Annotated in this window: 13 protein-coding genes and 4 tRNA genes; 8 read left to right on the top strand and 9 right to left on the bottom strand. The window is 69.2% G+C overall.

Annotated elements, in window-relative coordinates:
* Nucleotides 1-61 precede the first annotated feature (61 nt).
* The 5 genes from ACQP1O_RS03115 to ACQP1O_RS03135 form a co-directional block, all read right to left on the bottom strand.
* Nucleotides 62-883 carry a hypothetical protein gene (locus tag ACQP1O_RS03115; RefSeq protein ID WP_433564403.1) on the bottom strand — a complete coding sequence of 274 codons (822 nt, stop codon included), beginning with the start codon at nt 881-883 and terminating at the stop codon, nt 62-64.
* Nucleotides 884-887: 4 nt separating this feature from the next.
* Nucleotides 888-1,661 (bottom strand): alpha/beta fold hydrolase, encoded by a 774-nt coding sequence (locus tag ACQP1O_RS03120; RefSeq protein ID WP_433564404.1) that lies wholly within the window; start codon nt 1,659-1,661, stop codon nt 888-890.
* A 154-nt stretch (nt 1,662-1,815) separates the two neighbouring features.
* On the bottom strand, nt 1,816-2,802 hold the full coding sequence (locus ACQP1O_RS03125; protein WP_433564405.1) for an acyl-ACP desaturase: 987 nt from the start codon (nt 2,800-2,802) through the stop codon (nt 1,816-1,818).
* A gap of 210 nt (nt 2,803-3,012) precedes the next feature.
* Complete coding sequence (locus ACQP1O_RS03130) at nt 3,013-3,588, bottom strand: DUF937 domain-containing protein (RefSeq protein WP_433564406.1); 576 nt, start codon at nt 3,586-3,588, stop codon at nt 3,013-3,015.
* A gap of 135 nt (nt 3,589-3,723) precedes the next feature.
* Nucleotides 3,724-3,796: transfer RNA gene (locus ACQP1O_RS03135), tRNA-Lys, on the bottom strand.
* 1,117 nt (nt 3,797-4,913) lie between these two features.
* On the opposite strand from ACQP1O_RS03135, the gene ACQP1O_RS03140 reads away from it, so the two are divergent.
* From ACQP1O_RS03140 to ACQP1O_RS03165, 6 genes are all read left to right on the top strand, one after another.
* The gene (locus ACQP1O_RS03140) at nt 4,914-5,579 is read left to right on the top strand and encodes a TetR family transcriptional regulator (protein ID WP_433564407.1); all 666 of its coding nucleotides are present in this window, start codon (nt 4,914-4,916) and stop codon (nt 5,577-5,579) included.
* A gap of 92 nt (nt 5,580-5,671) precedes the next feature.
* A tRNA-Glu gene (locus ACQP1O_RS03145) sits at nt 5,672-5,744 on the top strand.
* A gap of 35 nt (nt 5,745-5,779) precedes the next feature.
* Nucleotides 5,780-5,853: transfer RNA gene (locus ACQP1O_RS03150), tRNA-Asp, on the top strand.
* A gap of 57 nt (nt 5,854-5,910) precedes the next feature.
* Nucleotides 5,911-5,984, top strand: a tRNA-Phe gene (locus ACQP1O_RS03155).
* A 105-nt stretch (nt 5,985-6,089) separates the two neighbouring features.
* The gene (locus tag ACQP1O_RS03160; RefSeq protein ID WP_433564408.1) at nt 6,090-6,260 is read left to right on the top strand and encodes a hypothetical protein; all 171 of its coding nucleotides are present in this window, start codon (nt 6,090-6,092) and stop codon (nt 6,258-6,260) included.
* Nucleotides 6,261-6,383: 123 nt separating this feature from the next.
* A complete protein-coding gene (locus tag ACQP1O_RS03165) occupies nt 6,384-7,085 on the top strand; it encodes a polyprenol monophosphomannose synthase (RefSeq protein ID WP_354831630.1) in 702 nt (233 codons plus the stop codon).
* Here the strand turns inward: ACQP1O_RS03165 and ACQP1O_RS03170 are convergent, their stop codons facing one another.
* Nucleotides 7,086-8,615, bottom strand: coding sequence for an HAD-IB family hydrolase (locus tag ACQP1O_RS03170; RefSeq protein ID WP_433564409.1), 1,530 nt, complete (start codon nt 8,613-8,615; stop codon nt 7,086-7,088).
* Complete coding sequence (locus ACQP1O_RS03175; protein ID WP_433564410.1) at nt 8,612-10,984, bottom strand: glycerol-3-phosphate 1-O-acyltransferase; 2,373 nt, start codon at nt 10,982-10,984, stop codon at nt 8,612-8,614. The genes ACQP1O_RS03170 and ACQP1O_RS03175 overlap by 4 nt, the downstream gene beginning before the upstream one ends.
* A gap of 160 nt (nt 10,985-11,144) precedes the next feature.
* On the opposite strand from ACQP1O_RS03175, the gene ACQP1O_RS03180 reads away from it, so the two are divergent.
* On the top strand, nt 11,145-12,527 hold the full coding sequence (locus ACQP1O_RS03180; RefSeq protein ID WP_433564411.1) for a salicylate synthase: 1,383 nt from the start codon (nt 11,145-11,147) through the stop codon (nt 12,525-12,527).
* Between the two features lie 3 nt (nt 12,528-12,530).
* Here ACQP1O_RS03180 and ACQP1O_RS03185 read toward each other — a convergent pair whose 3' ends face one another.
* Together ACQP1O_RS03185 and ACQP1O_RS03190 are read right to left on the bottom strand one after the other, a co-directional pair.
* The gene (locus tag ACQP1O_RS03185) at nt 12,531-13,400 is read right to left on the bottom strand and encodes an oxidoreductase (RefSeq protein WP_433564412.1); all 870 of its coding nucleotides are present in this window, start codon (nt 13,398-13,400) and stop codon (nt 12,531-12,533) included.
* Between the two features lie 23 nt (nt 13,401-13,423).
* Nucleotides 13,424-15,061: a (2,3-dihydroxybenzoyl)adenylate synthase gene (locus ACQP1O_RS03190; protein WP_433564413.1), complete on the bottom strand. Its 1,638-nt coding sequence runs from the start codon at nt 15,059-15,061 to the stop codon at nt 13,424-13,426.
* A 142-nt stretch (nt 15,062-15,203) separates the two neighbouring features.
* On the opposite strand from ACQP1O_RS03190, the gene ACQP1O_RS03195 reads away from it, so the two are divergent.
* Nucleotides 15,204-18,842: an amino acid adenylation domain-containing protein gene (locus tag ACQP1O_RS03195; protein WP_433564414.1), complete on the top strand. Its 3,639-nt coding sequence runs from the start codon at nt 15,204-15,206 to the stop codon at nt 18,840-18,842.
* Nucleotides 18,843-19,015: the final 173 nt, after the last annotated feature.

The following is a 19,015-nucleotide window of genomic DNA, read 5'->3' on the forward strand; positions in this document are numbered from 1 at the left end:
TCTCATCCGCGCACTCGCGGCCAGAGCCGCGTACCGCCCGCAGTGCCCCCGGTCACACGGGTCACCACATTCGCAGGCCGCGGCGCCGCACCACGGCGACCGCGAGCACCGTGCCGGCCAGCCACACCGCGAGCCCGACACCGAGGTGGATCGCACCGCGCAGATCGCCCGGCATCGAGCGGCCCAGGTGGTAGCCGAGGATGGCGCGCTGCTCGCCGTCGATCGGCGCGACGAAGTAGTAGAGCCCGTACGGCAGGACCAGGTGGGTCAGCCAGGGCAGCGTGCTGCGCCAGTCCCGGCGTGCGGCCCAGCGCCGCCCGAGCGCGCGCGGCGGCACCGCGAGCAGCGCCGACACGATATTGCCCACCCCGAGCCAGGCCAGGATCGGCAGCGCCACATCGGCGACCGAAACCCCGGCCCGCTGCATCGGGTGCGCGCTGGTCTTCGCGGTGAGCACGGCCGTGGCCAGCAGCGTCGGCAGTCCCACGATGATCAGCAGCGCGAGGTTCTTGACCACCAGGATGCGCTGCACCGGCACCCCGGCGGCCAGGCTCAGCCGGGTCCGGTCGGCGTCCACGCCCAGCACATTCGTGGTGGTGACGTCGGCGAGCACGAAGGTCGCGAAGTAGACGCCGACCAGCACCACCCAGCCGTGCCTGTGCAGGGTGAGCGGCGAGATCAGCAGAAACAGCCCCGACAGCACCACATTCGCGCCGACACCCTCGAGCCAGAGCGCGGGCGGGGTGAACGACCAGCGCACCTCGCCCGCGACCTGCCGCCACAGCGACTGTCCGGGCTCGATCGGGCTGGGGGCGGGATGCCGGCGCTCGGTGTGGAACTGGGTGCGCGCACGTTCCCGCACGGCCAGCAGGGTGCCGCGCATCGGTTCAGTCCAACGAGTCGACAAAGTCGCCTATCCGGGCGGCCACGGCGGCGGGCAGCCGTCGTGGCAGATGGTGGCCACCCCCGTTGATCAGATCGATTCGGGCACAGGGCAACTGCTCATACAGTGCGTGGGAGGTGGAGATCGGCACGACCCTATCGGCGGGGTCGGCGAGGATCAAGGCCGGCACGCGGATGTCCGCGAGCCGCGCCGTCCACCGGTCCAGCGTGTCGAACATCTCCCGCTGTTCGGTCAGGAAACTGCGCCATACCGGACCGTGCCGGTGGTGCACGCCCGCGAGCAGCGCGAGCGCGGTCCCGGCGGCGGTCCCGGCGGGGCGGTGGTCGAGGCCCTTGCGCGCCAGCCACGGCAGCACCGACCATGCGGTCAATGCGAGTGCGGTGCCGGCGTACGGTGCGGCGAGCAGCTCGTCCCAGGCGGTCAGGCAGCCCGGCCCCACGCTGGAGACCAGTACCAGTCCGCGCACCCGGTGCGGCGCGAGCGTCGCGGCCGCCAGCGCGACCGCCCCGCCGTACGAATGTCCGGCCAGGACGGCACTGTCGATGCCCTCGTGGTCGAGCCGGTCGAGCAGCCAGCGGGCATTGTCCTCGATGGATCCCGCCGGTTCCGGATTGTCGCCGTATCCGGGGCGGTCGAGGGCCAGCGCGGTGAGCGATCCGGGCAGCCGGGCGGTCACCGCGTCCCAGTCGGAGCGATCGCCCGGTTGCCCGTGCAGCAGCACCACATTCGCCGTGCGGACCCGGGTGTCGAGGCTCATGCAGTCATGATCGGGCCCGCGGGCCCGGACCGGCTGGGGAATCCCGGTGAGCTTGCTGTGAGTCACGCGCAGGGCACGAAACGGCCCCTCCGGATCGAAATCCGGAGGGGCCGTTGGCTATTCGCTCGAGGGTCCGAGTCGCAGCCCGCAGCCGCTAGCTGCCGGTGGCGGCCAGCTCCTTCTCACGCTTGGCGGCCTCGCGGGCCAGCATGCGGTCGCGCTGCTCCTCGAACTTCACGACGTCCTTGCCCAGCTTCTCGAGGAAGGTACCCAGGCGCTCCCGGATCTCCTCGCCGCGCACGGTGAAGTCGTCCCGCTCGAAGATCCGCCACTTCTTGAGCACCGGGTTCACCACCTCTTCGAGGTGCTGGCGCAGGTCGTAGATGCCGTGCTTGGCCATCAGCACGCCATTGCGGCGGAAGTTGGGCATGCCGGCGCCGGGCATCTGGAAGTTCTCCAGGATGAGGGTGATGGCCTCGAGGGTCTGGTCGGGCGACAGGTCGAGGGCAGCACCGCACATGTTGCGGTAGAAGATCATGTGCAGGTTCTCGTCGGCGGCGATGCGCTGCAGCATGCGGTCGGCGATCGGGTCGTCGCAGACGCGGCCGGTGTTGCGGTGCGAGACGCGGGTGGCCAGCTCCTGGAAGGTCACGTACGCGACCGAGTAGAGGAAGCCGGCATTGTTCGACAGCTGCTCGAGTTCCTCGGTGGGCGAGGCGAACCCGTTGGTCATGTGGATCATGCGGGCCTGCTCGAGGGCGACCGGGTCGACGCCGCGGGTCACGACCAGGTAGTCGCGCATGACGATGCCGTGCCGGTTCTCCTCGGCGGTCCAGCGACCGACCCAGGTGCCCCAGGCCCCGTCCTGCGAGAAGTTCTCGGCGATCTCACGGTGATAGGACGGCAGATTGTCCTCGGTGAGCAGGTTGGTGATCATGGCCGCCTTGGCGACCTCGCTCAGTTTCGACTGTTCCGGATCCCAGTCGACACCACCCATGGCGGCGAAGTTTCGACCTTCGTCCCACGGCACGTAGTCGTGCGGGTGCCATTCCTTGGCCAGGGAGAGGTGGCGATTGACGTTCTCCTCGGCAACCGGCTCCAACTCCGTCAGCAGCTCGAGTTGAGTCAGATCCTTTGCCATACGTGTGCCCTTCGTGTCGTGCGTCGTGCTGTCGTACCCTCGCCGGCCTGCCGCCGCGCCCATACCTTACGTGACCGTAGGGTGATGTGAAACTCACATGTGCGCCATTGCGGCGTAGGTGAGAGATGTCATATGACAAGCGGCCCGCAGCGACGGGTGTATCGCCGTGGGCCGTGGTTCGTTAGCCGCGCATCCGGTCGAGATGCCCGATTACTTCCTACCCAGTAGCCCGCCCAGCACGTTGCCGAGCACACTGCCCGCGTTCTGGCCGACCGCCTTGCCGAATATGTCGCCCAGACCGCCGCCGCTGTTTCCACCGGTGGCGCCGCCGAGCAGACTGCCGAGCAGATCGCCGATCCCGCCGCCGGCCGCGCCCTCACCTCCGCCCAGGGCCTTCTTGCCGAGGTAGGCCAGCACGATCGGCGCGAGCATGGGGAGCAGCTTGCCCATCAGGTCCTGACTGATGTCGCTGCCTCCGACATTACCGAGAGCGCTGATCACCGTGTTCTTCTCGGCGCCGAAGGTCTGATCGACGATCTGGTTGCCGTTGGAGACGTCCACCTGATTCATGTCGACACCGCCGTCGAGCAGGCCGTGCGGCTGGCTGGCGACTTCGCTCTCCAGATTCAGTCCGACCTCGGGGTTGCCGGCCTGTGCCTGGAAGCCGCCGAGTAGCACGGGGACGGCCGCATCGATCGCCGTCTTCGCCGTCGCCTCGTCGACGCCGAGCTTCTCGGCGATCTGGGCGACTGGGACATTGGAGAGCAGGTCATCGAAGGAAGTCATGAACTCCGCCTGTGGTGATGGTTCCCGGGAAAAACTCTGCTCCGGTCACGGTAGGTGAAGTCCGAGCAGATTGCTGCAGATTCGCGGATGTGGCGAGGGGCCCGGAGGTATCATTCCGGGCCCCTCACATGGGTGTGCCCCCACCAGGGCTCGAACCTGGGACCTGCGGATTAAAAGTCCGTAGCTCTACCAACTGAGCTATAGGGGCGTGCGGGACGTCAGTTTAATGGGCCGACCCCATAAGTGTTAAACGAGTATCCGATTGCGCTCTGGCGGACGGTATTTGCGCAGGTCACGACACGGCGTCGGGGTCCGGGCCGGTGCGGCGCCGGCACGCGACGGGGAACCGCCGGGATCGGTGGCGTCCTGGTGGGAATGACGCGGTGTGCCTTTGGGGTGACGGGTCGTGCCGATCGGCGGGGCTCGGGGGGCCGCGGCGGTCGGTTGGGGGGACGATGTGGCCCTGTGAGGGTGCGGACCGGTCGGTGCGGCACCGCGAGAAGGTGGACCCGGGGGCGGGTCGGGGTCGGCGCGGAGTGTGGGCGGGGTGGGGTGGCGGTGTGGTTTCGCCGTGTCCATTGCCCGATGGGTTCCGGACGGCCCGGTAAGCGGGCGCTGATCGCCGGTGTCGAGGGGTCCGGCAATCGCCTTGCCATTCAGTTTGTTTCGTTGCGCTGGAGTGTGAATATCATCCAATGGTGATGTGTGGCAAGCTATTTGGAGCGGGGGGTGGAAACCGGTCGGAGTCGGCGCAGGCGTGGGGGCGGCGGCTCGGCGGCGATGCGGTGTCGGTGTGGACAGCGCGCGCGGCGGCGATCGGCCGGACGAACATCGGTGGGATATGGGCGAATTCGTCGATTCGAACCAATCATCCCTTCGATTGCTGTGGAATTGCGGCTTTCGATAGGGGGTGTTCTGGCTAACTGACTTTCCGGTACACCTCACGCTGGGTGCGCTTTCCGGGTACGGTGACCGACTGGTGAATTCCCGAAGAACCGGGATTGCCCCGGCGGCACGGGATTCGGCTTATCGTTGATGTGCCCGAACGTGTCGCGACCGGTCTGGCCGATCGCGGCTCCACCACGATGAAGCTGCGGGGAGGCGGACCAGGACGACGTGAACGCCCGGGTGCACAGCCCCTGTGGTGCACCCGGGCGGGAAAAACTTAACCCGTTGGTGTGTTTCAAGTTTTTCGCGCTTTTTCGTACCAAAAGTTTGGTAATTCCGGGCGAAGCCCGTTTAGAAGTATTTGAAAGACACGTAACTTCGCGTCGAGGCCGCGCGGCGGTCGGCGACGGTTAGCTAGCTTCGGAGGCGTTTCGAGCATGGCACGGCAGCAAGAGCGGGCCCGCCGGACACGCGCGGCGATCATCAGGTCCGCCGCCGTTGAGTTCGGGAAGAGCGGCTATGCCGCTGCATCGCTCAACCGCATATTGGAAGGCTCCCGGGCGACCAAGGGGGCCATGTACTTTCACTTCGACTCCAAGGAGGACCTGGCTCGTGCGGTGCTGGAGGCGGCGGTCGACCGCTATCGGGCATCGACCGAAAGATGGCTCGCCAGAGCCGATCTCGGTCCGCTGGATGTACTGCACGGCATGATCGACGAGATCGCGCTGCGGCTGGAGAACGACATCATCATCCAGGCGGAGTTCCGGCTCATCATCGAGCCGGAGTTCTACCGCGACATCCAGGCCGGCGGCGGCCGCATCCTCGGGCGCGCCATCCGGCAGCTCGCGGTGAAAGCGGCCGAGCACAAACAACTGCGCCCGGATTCGGATCCGGACCGGTTCACCCGCACCTTGGCGGCGGCGCTGGCGGGCCAGCGCTATATCTCCGACGTGCTGGCGGGACCGGTGGATCTGCGGGCCCGGTTCGCCGAGGCGCTCGAGGTGATCGTGGAAGCCACCGCGACACCGGAGTGGACCGAGGAGTTCCGCCGCACCGGCTGGCGGGTGTCCGCCCGGCTCGAAGATCTCAACTTGGGACTCTGACCAGCTGATTTGGGAATCACGCGGAGCCTGTCATAAGCTATCTCCGCTCCCAACGGAAGCCGTTGAGCAAACGGTCCGGAGAAATCCGGCGGGCCCCCTTCGTCTAGCGGCCTAGGACGCCGCCCTTTCAAGGCGGTAGCGCGGGTTCGAATCCCGTAGGGGGTACAACGATGGCAACATCGTTGTAGGAGCAAGAGCAAGGCCCTGTGGCGCAGTTGGTTAGCGCGCCGCCCTGTCACGGCGGAGGTCGCGGGTTCGAGTCCCGTCAGGGTCGCAAGACTCCTTGCATGGCAAGAAGTGGTACAGCGTGGCATTCGAATCGGGTGCCTACGGCCAGGTAGCTCAGTTGGTACGAGCGTCCGCCTGAAAAGCGGAAGGTCGCCGGTTCGATCCCGGCCTTGGCCACCGGATCTGGAAGACCCCGTCCCTCGGACGGGGTCTTTCTGCATTCCCGGGTGCTCCGCGTGTTTTTCGACCTGTGGGTCTGATCTCGGTGGAATGCTGGACCTCATGGCTGAGGACAAACAGTGGTATTACTGCATCTCCCATCAGAAGGCGGAGCAGGGGAAGACCTGCTGGGTCGGCGATCGGATCGGGCCCTATCCGGATAAGGCGACAGCGGAGCGGGCGTTGGATATTGTGCGGGAACGAAATCGGCGCGCGGACGAAGAGGACGACTGACGCCGGAGTGACGGGGGTGACGCGCTGTTCGGTGCGCTCACGAGGCACTCAGGTTGACCAGGTACGGTTTCGTAGCCAGAAAACGACCAAGCGGGAGGGTAAACCTTGAAGGTCACCGTGGTGGTGCCGACCTACAACGAGCGGGAGAACCTGCCGGTGGCGGTGGAGCGGCTGACCGCGCTACCGGTGGCCGACCTGCATGTGCTGGTGGTGGACGACAATTCGCCCGACGGCACGGGTGAGGTGGCCGACAAGCTGGCCGCCGACCTGCCGAACGTGGTGGGCGTGTTGCACCGCACCGAGAAGGACGGTCTGGGCCGGGCGTACATCGCCGGCATCACCAGGGCGCTTGACGAGGGCGCCGACGTGGTCATTCAGATGGACGCCGACCTGTCGCACCCGGCCGAGGTCATCCCGGCCATGCTGGACAAGCTGGAGTCCACCGATGCCGGCGTGGTGCTGGGATCCCGTTATGTTCCCGGGGGTTCCACCGCGGCGGAGTGGAAGTGGTACCGCAAGGCGCTGTCGGCCTGGGCCAACTTCTACGTGAATATGATTCTGCGCCTGGGCGTGAAGGACGCGACCGCCGGTTTCAAGGCGTGGAAGGCGGACACGCTGCGCGCCATCGACGTGGCCTCGATCAAGTCCAATGGCTATTCGTTCCAGGTCGAGATGAACTACCGGACGGTCAAGAAGGGCATTTCGATCGCCGAGGTGCCGATCCGTTTCGAAGAGCGCACCAAGGGCGCGTCCAAGATGAGCCTGAAGGTGCAGCTGGAGTCCGCGGCCATGCCGTGGAAGCTGCTGTTCGGTCGCGCTGTCTGACTAACTGCCGGGCCGGCTTTCGGGCCAGTGGAGCAACGTGTCCACGAACAGCTGCCGGACCTGCTCCACCTCGGCGTCCATATCGGCCGGATCCCAGCCGCTGACATCGATCGGCGGTAGGACGGCCACGTCCACGACGCCTTTGCGCACCACGGCGGAATTGCGCCACGCGATTTCGCCCGCATTCCGGATCACCACCGGAATCACCGGCACGCCCGCCTGCCGGGCAATGTGGAACGCGCCCTTCTTGAACGGCCCGATGCGCGGGGTCAGGGATCGGGTGCCCTCGGGCGCGATCACGACCGACAGTCCGCCACGCAGGGTGTCGACGACGGGTTCCAGCGCGGCCTTGGCGGCCGCGGTGTCGGCGCGGTCGATGAAGGTCACCTCGACGAAGCGCATGAGGGGACCGAAGATCGGGTTCTTGGTGATCTCCCGCTTGGCGATGCCGGTGAATCCGGTGCCCAGCACCTCGGCCAGCACCACGATGTCGAACTGGCTCTGGTGGTTGAAGATGAACACTGCCGGGCGTGGGGCGCGGGCGTGCTCGGCGCCCACCACGCGGACCTTCACTCCGGTGCCGCGCAGGGTGGTGTCCGCGGCGTAGGTCATCATCGAATCCGCCATCTGGCGGCGCTGTTTCGTGTGCGCCTTGGCGGCCACGCCGAACAGGGCCCCGCCCAGCAGACCGGTGAATCCGGCCAGGGTGCGGGCATAGTCGGTGGCCCCGGGCGCTTGCCTGGGCCGGAAATGCAGCACCGGCCAATCCTTTTCGGCCGCCTCCAGCACGACGCGCGGATCCGGGTTCACCGCCACCGGGTGCCCGGCGGTCTGCAGTAACGGCAGGTCGGCGGCGCTGTCGGCGTAGGCCCAGCTCTGGGTGAGGTCGATGTCGTGGGTGATGGCGAAGCGGCGCACGGCGTCGGCTTTGCCGTTGCGCCACAGCGGCTTTCCCGCCACGTGCCCGGTGAGCACGCCGTCCTGGACGGCCATGGCGGTGCACAGGACGTGCGGGACGCCCAGTTCCTCGGCTACCGGCCGCACCTGGTAGCAGGTGACCGAGCTGATCAGCACCAGCGTGTGCCCGGCCGCCTCGTGTTCGCGCACCAGCCGCCAGGCCTCCGGGTAGATGTGCCCGTACACGCTGCGCGCGAACGCCTGTCGCCCGAGTTGGGCCAGCTCGTCCTCGGCTGTCCCGGCCCAGCTGTACATCACCGATTGCAGGAAGCGCTCGTACTCGCCCTCGCTGCGCGCCCCGCGAATACTGCCGAGCAGGGCGGCGGTGAGCGCGCCCTGGGTGCTGCTGCGCCGCAGCAGTCGCCGGGGCAGCGGCGGCGGGTTGAATCCGTGCACGACGGTGCCGCCGAAGTCGAAAATCGCTGCGACGCGGGGTCCCTGTGGTCCGGTGCGCACGGCTTCGAGGGCCTCGCCGAGATCCTGTGCGCCGACCGGGCGCTGGGTGACGCCGACGCCGGGCCGGAGCGGCAGTGCGGGCCGGCCCGCGCCGATTCCCCGGACCCGGTGTGTCACAGCGCTTCCAGGCGGTTGGAGGGGTCGAGGGTCGCGGCCCGGGAGATGCGCTGGCCGATGGCGCGCAGTTCGGCGGCGAGCCCGCTGCGGCGGGCGGCCAGATCGGCGGCGGGATCGTCGGAAGGGGTGAGCAGGCCGTGGTTGTCGGCGAGTTTGACCGCGCTGCCGAACAATTCGGAGGACACCGATTCGGGGCTGTGCAGCCGCTGTTGCAGCAGCATCTGCTTGCCGACCTGCAGGCATTCGTCGATGAGGGCCTTCTTGTCGATCTCGGCCATCGGGTCGTGGGCGGCCAGCCGTTCGGCCACCACCAGTTGCGCGTCGAAGAAGGAGCGCAGCACCCGGTGCGCCATCATGAACCCGGATTCGGCCAGCCGGGCCAGAATGTCGGAGCCGACGGTGCCGGCGGCGGTGCGCTGATGCCAGTCGGGGTCCACCAGCAGCATTTCCGCGGTGATCTGGCTGGTGAATTCGGCCCGCTCCGGGAAGAAGAACTCGAACTTGAGCAGGTCGCGCAGCCGGAAGGCGGCCTCCCAGCCGACTCGGAGTTGATCGCCCGCGGGCGCCTCGACGGCGGTGAGGATGGACAGTTCGAGGATGGCGCGGTTGACGAACCAGTGCACGGCGCTGTTGCGGTAGAACGCGGCCTCCAGGTGTGCCCCGGCATTGATGGCGTACACCGGTTCCAGCCCGCCGCGGTACACGGTGACCACGGTGGCGACGGTCAGCTGTTCGAGCACCACGGCCAGCCCGTGATCGTCACGCAGCGCGTCGAGTTCGCCGCTGGGCAGGTTCCGGCGCTGGATGTAGCCGAGCACGGGCGCGATGGCGGCACACAGTTCGCCGCGGGTGAGGGCGCGCTCGTGCACGCCCAGCAGCACCAGGGTGGTGAGGGCGTTCACGGTGATCGGGGTGACGTCGTTGATGCCGACGGCGACCTCGAAGGCGAGCCGCTGTACGGCCAGGTGCTCGAGTTCGAGGGTCCGCTCGGGAGGCGGATTCGAGTGGACCGTCAGCGGATCGCCGTTCGCTGCCAGCCGTTCACGGGCCGAGAGCGGGGTCCCGAAGCGCACGTACACGCGCCCGGCCGAGTGCTGCTGGTTGCGCACGTAGCGGGCCAGCCAGGTCAGGCCCTCGGGTTGTTTGCGGCCGCCGGTCTGTTCATCGGCGATGGCCCCGATCTCGTTGAGCCGCTCGTAGGTGATGGATACCGGCACCAGCATGACGTCGTCGATGCGTTTCGAACGCAGCGCCGCCGCAAGGTAATTCAGCAGCCCGTAGCGGGGCGGCCGGAGTTTGCCGGTGCGGGTGCGCCCGCCCTCGAAGTACCACTCCAGGTTGAAGCGTTTGGTGAGCAGGTAGGCGAAGTACTCCTCGACGACCGCCTTGTACACCTCGTCGTCGCCGAAACTGCGGCGGATGAACACGGTTCCGGTGCGCCGCGCGATGGGCCCGATGGGCCAGAACTTGAGGTTGGCCCCGCCGACCACGTGGTTGGGTGGAAAGTCGTTGCGCGCCAGGATGTCCCCGAGCACGAACGCGTCCACGTAGGAGCGGTGCGAGGGCAGGAAGACGAGCGGGTAGCGCCGGTTGAGCGAGCGCAGCCGGTCCAGCCCGGATTCGTCGGCGTCGACCTTCCAGGTGGAGGCGTGCACCGGCCGCATGGCCTGGGTGAACAGGTCCGACACCAGCCGGCTCTGTGCCGCGACGAGTTCGCGCAGGCCCTTCTCGGCCCGCCGGTACACCTCGCGCGCGGGCACGCCGGTCTCCTCGGCGATGGCGTCCAGCCGCCGCAGGAATTCGGGCGAGTCCAGGATTTCCTCGACCACCAGCCGCGGCACCTTGTATCGGTCGCCGATGACGGCGCGTTCGGCGCGTTCCAGGGCGACGATGCCGGCGCGCACGATGGCCCGCCCGAAAGCGTCGGGCGCACCGGCGGATCCGGGATTGTTGGCGCGCAGCTCGCTGAGCCGGGCGGGTTGCCCGGTCAGCACCAGGTGCCGGTCGGGGGCCTTGCTGAGCAGCCGCCGCTGCATGAGCCGGTTGGGTTTGCGAGGGTTGGTGAGGGTGAGCAGGTCGCTGAAGGTGGTGCGGCGCACGCCGTCTCGCTCGGGCGGCAGCCACAGCACCCGGACCGGCACCACCAGCGGATCGTCGTTGCGCCCGACCAGCCGGGTGGTGACGGCCGCGGGGTCGAGGTCGAGCTGGGTGACGGGGGCGGCGGTGCCGAACTCCTGGGTGATGCCACCCTCGGCCAGCCAGTGTCCGACGAGGGCGCGCTCCACCGGGGAGGCGGCGTCGACCAGGGCGACCACGGACTGCGGAGCGGTGAGCGCGGCTTCGGGGAGCCGGCTGTCATGATCGAGCATTCTGGTTACCTCCGCATGAGCCGCTGCGATCCATTGAAGCCCAAACGTGCGGCGTCGGTCGGTAGGTCGGGCAATTCCCCGGTCGGGGCGTGGGTTTCGGGCGGCGCGGCGGTGTCGTGACGCAGGTCGCGATCGACCCCTCCCCACTCTGGGAAAGGTAATGCTAACCTCACTCGTCGAGTTAGGTAAGCATAACCTTGGAGGTCTGGTGTCGGTCGCTGACGAACGGGTACGGCTCGAGGGGGAGCAGCGGTGGGGCGAACACGTCACCGATCCGGTCGCGGCGGTCACCGCGCTGGCGGCGGCGGATCGCTTCGGCGAATACGTGGTGTACGAGCGCCCCGGCGAATGGGTGTTCGCGGCCGACCCGCTGGGCGGCGTCGAGCTGGACGCGAACGAACTGCGGGTGAGCTGGGACGGACGCACCACCGCCGGGCCGTGGACGGGGAATCCGGCACAGGCCGTCGACGGCGCGCTGGCCGCACTGCCGCTGGACGGCCGAAATGCGTTCGGGTGGATCGGATTCGAGTTCTGCGCCTGGTCGCTGGGCGCGACCGCGCACGTGCACCCGCGAGCGACGCTGGCGCACCTGATGATTCCGCGCATCGAGGTGCGCATCGACGCCTCGGGGGTTCGGGTGTCGGGTGCGACGCCGTCCGAGACCGATGACATCCACGCGCTGATCGCGGCCGCGCAGAACACGCCGCTCCCGGTCGCGCACCCCGTCGACGTCACCGTGGATCCCACGGGCTACCGGGACCGGGTGGCCTCCGGCGTCGCCGAGATCCGGGACGGCAGGTACCAGAAGGTGATTCTGTCGCGGAAGGTGGAACTGCCCTTCGCGGTGAACGTTCCGGCCACCTATCGGCTGGGCCGCGTGCACAACACCCCGGCGCGCTCGTTCCTGCTGCGGCTGGGCGGGCTGGAGGCCGCGGGCTTCAGCCCGGAACTCGTCGCGGCCGTGGACGGGGACCGGGTGGTGACCACCGAGCCGCTGGCCGGGACCCGGGCCTTCGGACGCGGTGACGAGGTCGATCTGGCCGCTCGCGCCGACCTGGTGCGGGATCCGAAGGAGATTGTCGAGCACGCCATTTCGGTGCAGACCTCGTTCGCCGAGATCGCGGCCGTTGCGGAGCCGGACACCACCGCGGTCTCGGACTTCATGGCCGTGCGTGAGCGCGGCAGCGTGCAGCACCTGGCCTCCACGGTGCGCGGGCGGCTGGCGGCCGACCGCAGCCCGTGGGACGCGCTGGAGACGCTGTTCCCGTCGGTCACCGCCTCCGGGATTCCGAAGGCCGCGGGCGTCGATGCGGTGTTCCGTCTCGACCACGATCCGCGCGGCCTGTACTCCGGTGCGGTGGTGACGGTTTCGCCCGACGGTGCGCTGGAGGCGACGCTGGTGCTGCGCGCGGTCTATCAGACCGGGGCGGGCGCGTGGCTGCGCGCGGGCGCGGGCGTGGTCGGGCAGTCCCGGCCCGAACGCGAATTCGAGGAGACCTGCGAGAAACTCGGCAGCGTCGCGCCGTACGTGGTGCGCGCCTGAGCGTCAGACGCCGAACTCGACCCCGGTCAACCGCTCGGACAGCTCCCAGAGCTGCCTGGCGGTCTTCTCGTCGTGGGAGGCGGCATTGGAGCCGACCTTGGCGGGGTGACCGCGCCAGTTGAACCGGTCCGGCCCGTAGTAGCCGCCCGGTTCGACCGCGGCGGTGGCGGCGTACAGCGTTGGCAGAGCGCCCATCTCGGCACTCTGCGCCACCAGCCGATTGCCGAGCCCGACGATCTGCTCCAGCAGGTTCTGGGTCTCCGAGCTGATCTCGGTGGCGGCATAGCCCGGGTGCGCGGCCACCGACAGCGTGGGCGAGCCGGTGAGCGTCAGCCGGCGCTGCAGCTCGTAGGTGAACAGCAGCAGCGCCAGCTTGGACTGTGCGTACGCACCGAAACGGGAGTAGGCGCGCCGCTCCCAGTTCAGGTCCTCCAGATCGATGCGGCCGATGAAGTGGGTGATGCTGGAGGTGTTCACCACCCGCTCCGAAATCCGGTCCAGCAGTAGGCCGGTCAGCGCGAAGTGGCCCAGATAATTGGTGCCGATCTGCAATTCGAAGCCGTCGGCGGTGCGCTGTTTCGGCACCGCCATCACCCCGGCGTTGTTGATGAGGACGTCGGCGCGCTCGATACCCGCGGCGAAGGTGCGCACCGAGGTCAGGTCGGCCAGGTCGAGCTGGCGGATCTGCACGGTCCCGGGCATGGTCCGGGCCACGGCCTGCGCCTTGATCTCATTGCGGCAGGCCATGATCACCTGGGCGCCGGCGGTGGCCAGGGCGCGCGCGGTGGCCTCGCCCAGGCCGCTGGTCGCGCCGGTGACGATCACGATCCGGCCGGTCTGGTCAGGAATGTCCGATGTGCTCCACCCACCCATTCCTGAACCCTAGGGCGTGTGGCTCAGTAGCGCGCGGCGAGGGCCTTCTTGTCGATCTTGCCGACCGCGGTGACGGGCAGGACGTCGGCCTGCCGCAACACATCCGGGAGCTTGTAGGTGGCCAGGCCGCGCTCGGTCAGGAAGGCCTTGATGGCGGCCGCCGACGGCAGGTCGCCCGCGGTCACCAGGACCACGCAGACCTTCTCGCCGAGCGCCGGATCGGGCAGGCCCACGGCGGCCGCGTGCCGGACGCCCGGATAGGCGAGCAGGTGTTCCTCGAGCTCGTCGCAGGAGATGTTCTCGCCGCCGCGATTGATGACGTCCTTGATACGGCCCGACACGATCAGGTGGCCGCTGGGCAGGCGGCGCACCAGATCGCCGCTGCGGTAGTAGCCGTCCGGGGTGAAGGCGCGCGAATTGTGTTCGGGGGCACGGTAGTAGCCGCGCAGGGTGTAGGGGCCGCGGGTGAGCAGCTCGCCCTCCTCGCCGTCTTCGACGTCGTCGCCCTGTTCGTCCACCACGCGGACCTCGTCGGCGGGGGAGAGGGGGCGGCCCTGGGTGGTGCAGACCAGCTCGTCGGAATCCCCGGCGCGGGTGTAGTTGAGCAGGCCCTCCGCCATGCCGAACACCTGTTGCAGCCGCACATCCAGGGCGGGGACGACATCGCGGGCGTTCACCTCGGCCAGCTTCGCGCCGCCGACCTGGAGCAGGCGCAGCGAGGACAGGTCGGCGTCCTCCCACTCCACTGCCGCGCACCAGAGCTGGGCCAGCGGCGGCACCACGGCGGTGACGGTGACGCGGTGGCGTTCGATGGCGGCGAAGGCGCTCTCCGGGCTGGGGTCGGTCACGAAGGCCACGGCGCCGCCGGCGGCCACCGTGCCGAGCACGCCGGGGCAGGCCAGCGGGAAGTTGTGGGCGACCGGGAGGGTCGCGAGATAGACGTCGTCCGGGCCGAGCTCGCAGACCTCCGCACTGGCCTTCGCGTTGTAGGCGTAGTCGTCGTGGGTGCGGGCGATGAGCTTGGGCAGGCCGGTGGTGCCGCCGGACACCAGCATGAGCGCGATATCGGAGGCGTCGACCTCGGGCAGCGAATCGCCGTCGGCGGGAATCGAATTCAGGTCGGTGAACGGGCCCGGGTCGCCGAGCACCAGAACGTGCCGCAGGGCCGGGACGTGCGCGCTCACCTCGGCGGCGAGGGTGCGGTAGTCGAAGTCGGCGAGCCGGTCCGCCGTCACGTAGGCGACCGCGCCGGAAAGCCGTGTCAGATGCTCGATCTCGGCGCGCCGGTGGGCGGGAAGGGTGAGCACGGGGATGATCCCGGCGCGCAGCAGGCCGAACAGCACCGGAACGAACTCGGGAACATTGGGCAGCTGCAACACGACTCGGTCGCCCGGCCGGATGCCCAGGGCGAGGAAACCGTGCGCCATCCGGTCGGACGATAGATCGAGCGCCGCGTAGGAGGTCTCGGTGTCGCCCAGCAGCGCCGGCCGGTCGGGCCACTGCCGGGCCGCGTCGCGCAGGAGTTCGCCCAGCGGCCGGCCCGCCCAATATCCGGCCCGCCGGTACCGCTCGGCCAGGTCGTCGGGAAACGGGACGAAGCCGTCGCGGTGGTCCGTGGCGGGTTTTGCGGTCGATGTCTCCGCGGATGCGGTCGATGTCACAGCTTTGACCTCTGGCTAGTAAGGGTGGCCTTGCATAGGTTAGGCAACCCTATCTCAATGGGTTACGCTGCTGTCGAACGACATCCGAATTCCGGATCGGCAGCGGCCATCCCCTCCCCTCGAACAAGGAGTACCAGCGGAAATGGAGTCACCCCAGGGGTCAGCGGCGAGCATCGCCCGGGACGAGATCCGCACCGCCGTCGCCGGCCACCTCGGCCTCGACCCGGCCGCCATCCCCGACCATGCCGACCTCATCGAGCTCGGCCTCGACTCCATTCGCACCATGAAACTCGCGGGTTCCTGGCGCAAACGCGGCCTGGCCGTCAACTTCGCCCAACTCGCCGCCGAACCCACCGTCGCCGCCTGGCACCGGCTCCTCGGTGGGCCGGGATCGAATGATCCGGCGGGCGACGATGCCGCACCGACGGTGAATCCGGCCGCCGCCCTGGATGATTCGGGTGCACCGAGCTCGGAGCGCGGACAGCGCGGCGGCTCGGCCGCGGGCGATGTGCCGCCGGCCGCGAGCGAGGAGCCGGTCGCGCGGGCGGACGACGGGAGTCCGTTCGGGCTGGCGCCGATGCAGCACGCGTACTGGGTCGGGCGGGGCGAGGGGCAGGAGCTCGGGGCGGTCGCGGCCCATCTCTACGTCGAATTCGATGGGGCCGGGGTGGATCCGGAGCGGCTGGGGGCGGCGGTCGAGGGGCTGGTGCGGCGGCATCCGATGTTGCGGACGCGGTTCCTGCCCGACGGGACCCAGCAGACGCTGGAGCGGCCGGGCCGGGATGTCTGGAGTGTCACCGATCTTCGTGCGGCCGACGCCGAATCGGTGGAGCGGACGCTGGAGGCGTTGCGGGAGCGCCGGACTCATCAGCTGATGGCGGTGGAGGACGGTCAGGTCGTCGATATCGCGCTGACCCTGCTGCCGGACGGGCGCACCCGGCTGCACCTGGATGTGGACATGCTCGCGGCCGACGCCATGAGCTACCGGATCCTGGTGGCCGACCTGGCGCGGCTCTATCACGCCGAGCAGCTGCCGCCGCAGCACTACACCTTCCGGCAGTACCTGACCGAACATGCCGGTCCCGCACCGGAACACGCCGCCGATCGCGAGTGGTGGCAGCAGCGGCTCGCGGAGCTGCCGGGCGCGCCGGAGCTGCCGGGCGCCTCCGAGGTCGAGGAGCAGGCGCGCACCGTGCGGCTGCATCGGTGGCTGTCGCCGGAGGCCAAGGCGCGGATGTTCGCGGCGGCGCATGCGCGGGGGATCACCCCCGCGATGGCGTTGGCGTCGGTGTTCGCGGAGACCATCGGCGGGTGGTCGGCGCAGCGGCGGTTCCTGCTCAATCTGCCGCTGTTCCATCGGGATCCGGTGCATCCGCAGGTGGACGGGGTGATAGGCGACTTCACCTCCTCGGTGTTGCTGGAGGTCGATGTGACCGAGCCGGCCACCGTCACCGACCGGGCTCGCGCGCTGCAGCGTGAATTGCATGCCGCCGGAGCGCATTCCGGCTACACGGGCCTCGAGGTCCTGCGCGACCTGGGCCGGCTGCGCGGCGAACCGATGCTGGCCCCGATCGTCTACACCAGCGCCATCAACCTCGGCGAACTCTTCGCCGACCAGGTCACCGACACCTTCGGCGAGCCGGTCTGGATCATCTCCCAGGGCCCGCAGGTGCTGCTCGATGCCCAGGTCACCGAGGTCCGCGGCGGCCTCCTGCTGAACTGGGACGTCCGCGCCGACGCCTTCCCGCCCGCCATGGTCGAGACCATGTTCACCCGCTACATCGACGCCGTCCTGCGCCTGGCGGGCAGTGACGAGCCGGACGTGGACGTCCGCGACGCGGGGTGGGATGCCGAGGCGGCGGTGCGAATTCCGGTGGAGCAGGCGGTGGTTCGCGCCCGGGTCAATGCCACCGATGGCCCGGTGAGCGGGCGGGCGCTGCACAGTGGGCTGTTCGAGTTCGCTGCCGCGAATCCGGATGCACCCGCGGTCATCTGGGAGGACGACCTCGTGGATACGTCCGCCTCCGCGGCACGGGTGCTGACCTATGGCGAGCTGGCCGGGCAGGCGCTCGCGGTGGCGGGTGCGTTGCGTGCGGCGGGGGTGCGGCCGGGGGATGCGGTCGCGGTGCAGTTGCCGAAGGGGCCCGAGCAGATCCTGGCCTGCGCGGGTGTACTCGCGGCCGGCGGCGTGTATGTGCCGATCGGGTTCGATCAGCCCGCGGCGCGCCGGGACGAGATCGTGCGGACCGGTGCCGTGGTGGCGGCGGTGACGGCCGGGGCGGAGGTCACCGGGGTTTCGACGCTGGCGCTGACCGAGGCGCGGCGGCATCCGGAACCGTTGGCCGAGGCAGTGATTCCGGATCCGGAGGCCATCGCGTATGTGCTGTTCACATCGGGCTCGACGGGGCAGCCGAAGGGCGTGGAGGTGCCGCATCGGGCGGCGATGAACACCATCGACGACCTCGACGAGCGGTTCGGAATCGGCGCTGACGATCGGGCGCTCGCCCTGTCGGCGTTGGAGTTCGACCTGTCCGTCTACGACATCTTCGGCCTGCTGAGTGCCGGGGGTGCGGTCGTCGCGCTGGATGAGGGACAGCGCGACGAGCCGGGGCGGTGGGCCGAAATGATTCGGCGGCATCGGGTTTCGGTGGTCAACTGTGTCCCCAGCCTGCTGGACATGCTGCTCGAGGCGGCCGCCGGGAAGCCTGTGGATAGTTTGCGCATGGTCATTCTGGGCGGCGACTGGGTGGATGTGGCGCTGCCCGGACGGCTGGCCGCGGTGGCCCCGGACTGCCGGTTCGCCGGATTGGGCGGGGCCACCGAGACGGCCATCCACTCCACCATCTGTGAAGTGGTGAATGCCGAAGTGCCGCACGAGTGGTCGGCCGTTCCGTACGGCACTCCGCTCCGCAATGTGCGCTGCCGGGTGGTCGGGCCGTCGGGGCAGGACTGCCCGGACTGGGTCACCGGCGAGCTGTGGATCGGCGGTGCGGGTGTGGCCGCCGGGTACCGCGGCGACGCCGCGCGTACCGCCGACCGGTTCGTCACCCACGAGGGCCTGAACTGGTACCGCACCGGCGATCTCGCTCGGTACCTGCCGGACGGCTGCCTGGAGTTCCTGGGCCGCGCCGACCATCAGGTCAAGATCCGTGGGTATCGAGTGGAACTCGGCGAGGTGGAGAGCGCTCTGCGCGCCCTGCCGGGCGTGCGGCACGCCATCGCGGCGGTGACCGGCGCGGCCGCACCGAAACTCGCGGCGGTCGTGGTGGCGGGCGAGGGCGTCACCCTCGAGGTCCCCGCCCTGCTGGCGGCGGCCGCGGACCTGTTGCCCGCCTATATGATTCCGTCCCGGGTCGAGCTGCTGGGTGAGCTGCCCTTCACCTCGAACGGCAAGCCGGACCGCAAGGTCATCGCGACCCTGCTGGCCGCGGGTGAGCGGGACGGCGAATTCGTCGCTGCCCGAACCGATATCGAGCGCGCGGTGGCCGACATCGTCGCCACGGTGCTGGGCCGCGAGCGGGTCGGCGTGACCGACGACTTCTTCGCCCTCGGCGGCGATTCCGTGCTGGCGACCGCTGTCGTCGCGCGGGTGCGGGATTGGCTGGATTCCCCGGACACCGTGGTCGCCGACTTCTTCGCGGCCCGCACGGTCGCGGGACTGGCCCGCCGCCTGCTGGATCGCGAGGAGCGCGCCGGCGCGGCCGGCCGGCTGGACGAGGTGGCCCGCCTCTACCTGGAGGTGGCCGCCATGTCCGACGACGAGGTCCTCGCCCTGTCCTGACCGCCGGCCGGTACTGGATCCGACCCGGGAATCCGTCACCGCCCCGCTCGGTGACGGTGGCCTCGGTGTCCGCGGCGGTCACAATGTCGGATCAGCACCAGAACGCCCAGCAAACCCGCGACTATCGGCGTGTCCATGGTCGCTGACGCCAGCGCTCGAGCAGGTCGAAGGGT

It is taken from the genome of Nocardia sp. CA-151230, assembly GCF_050942175.1.
Classification (GTDB): domain Bacteria; phylum Actinomycetota; class Actinomycetes; order Mycobacteriales; family Mycobacteriaceae; genus Nocardia.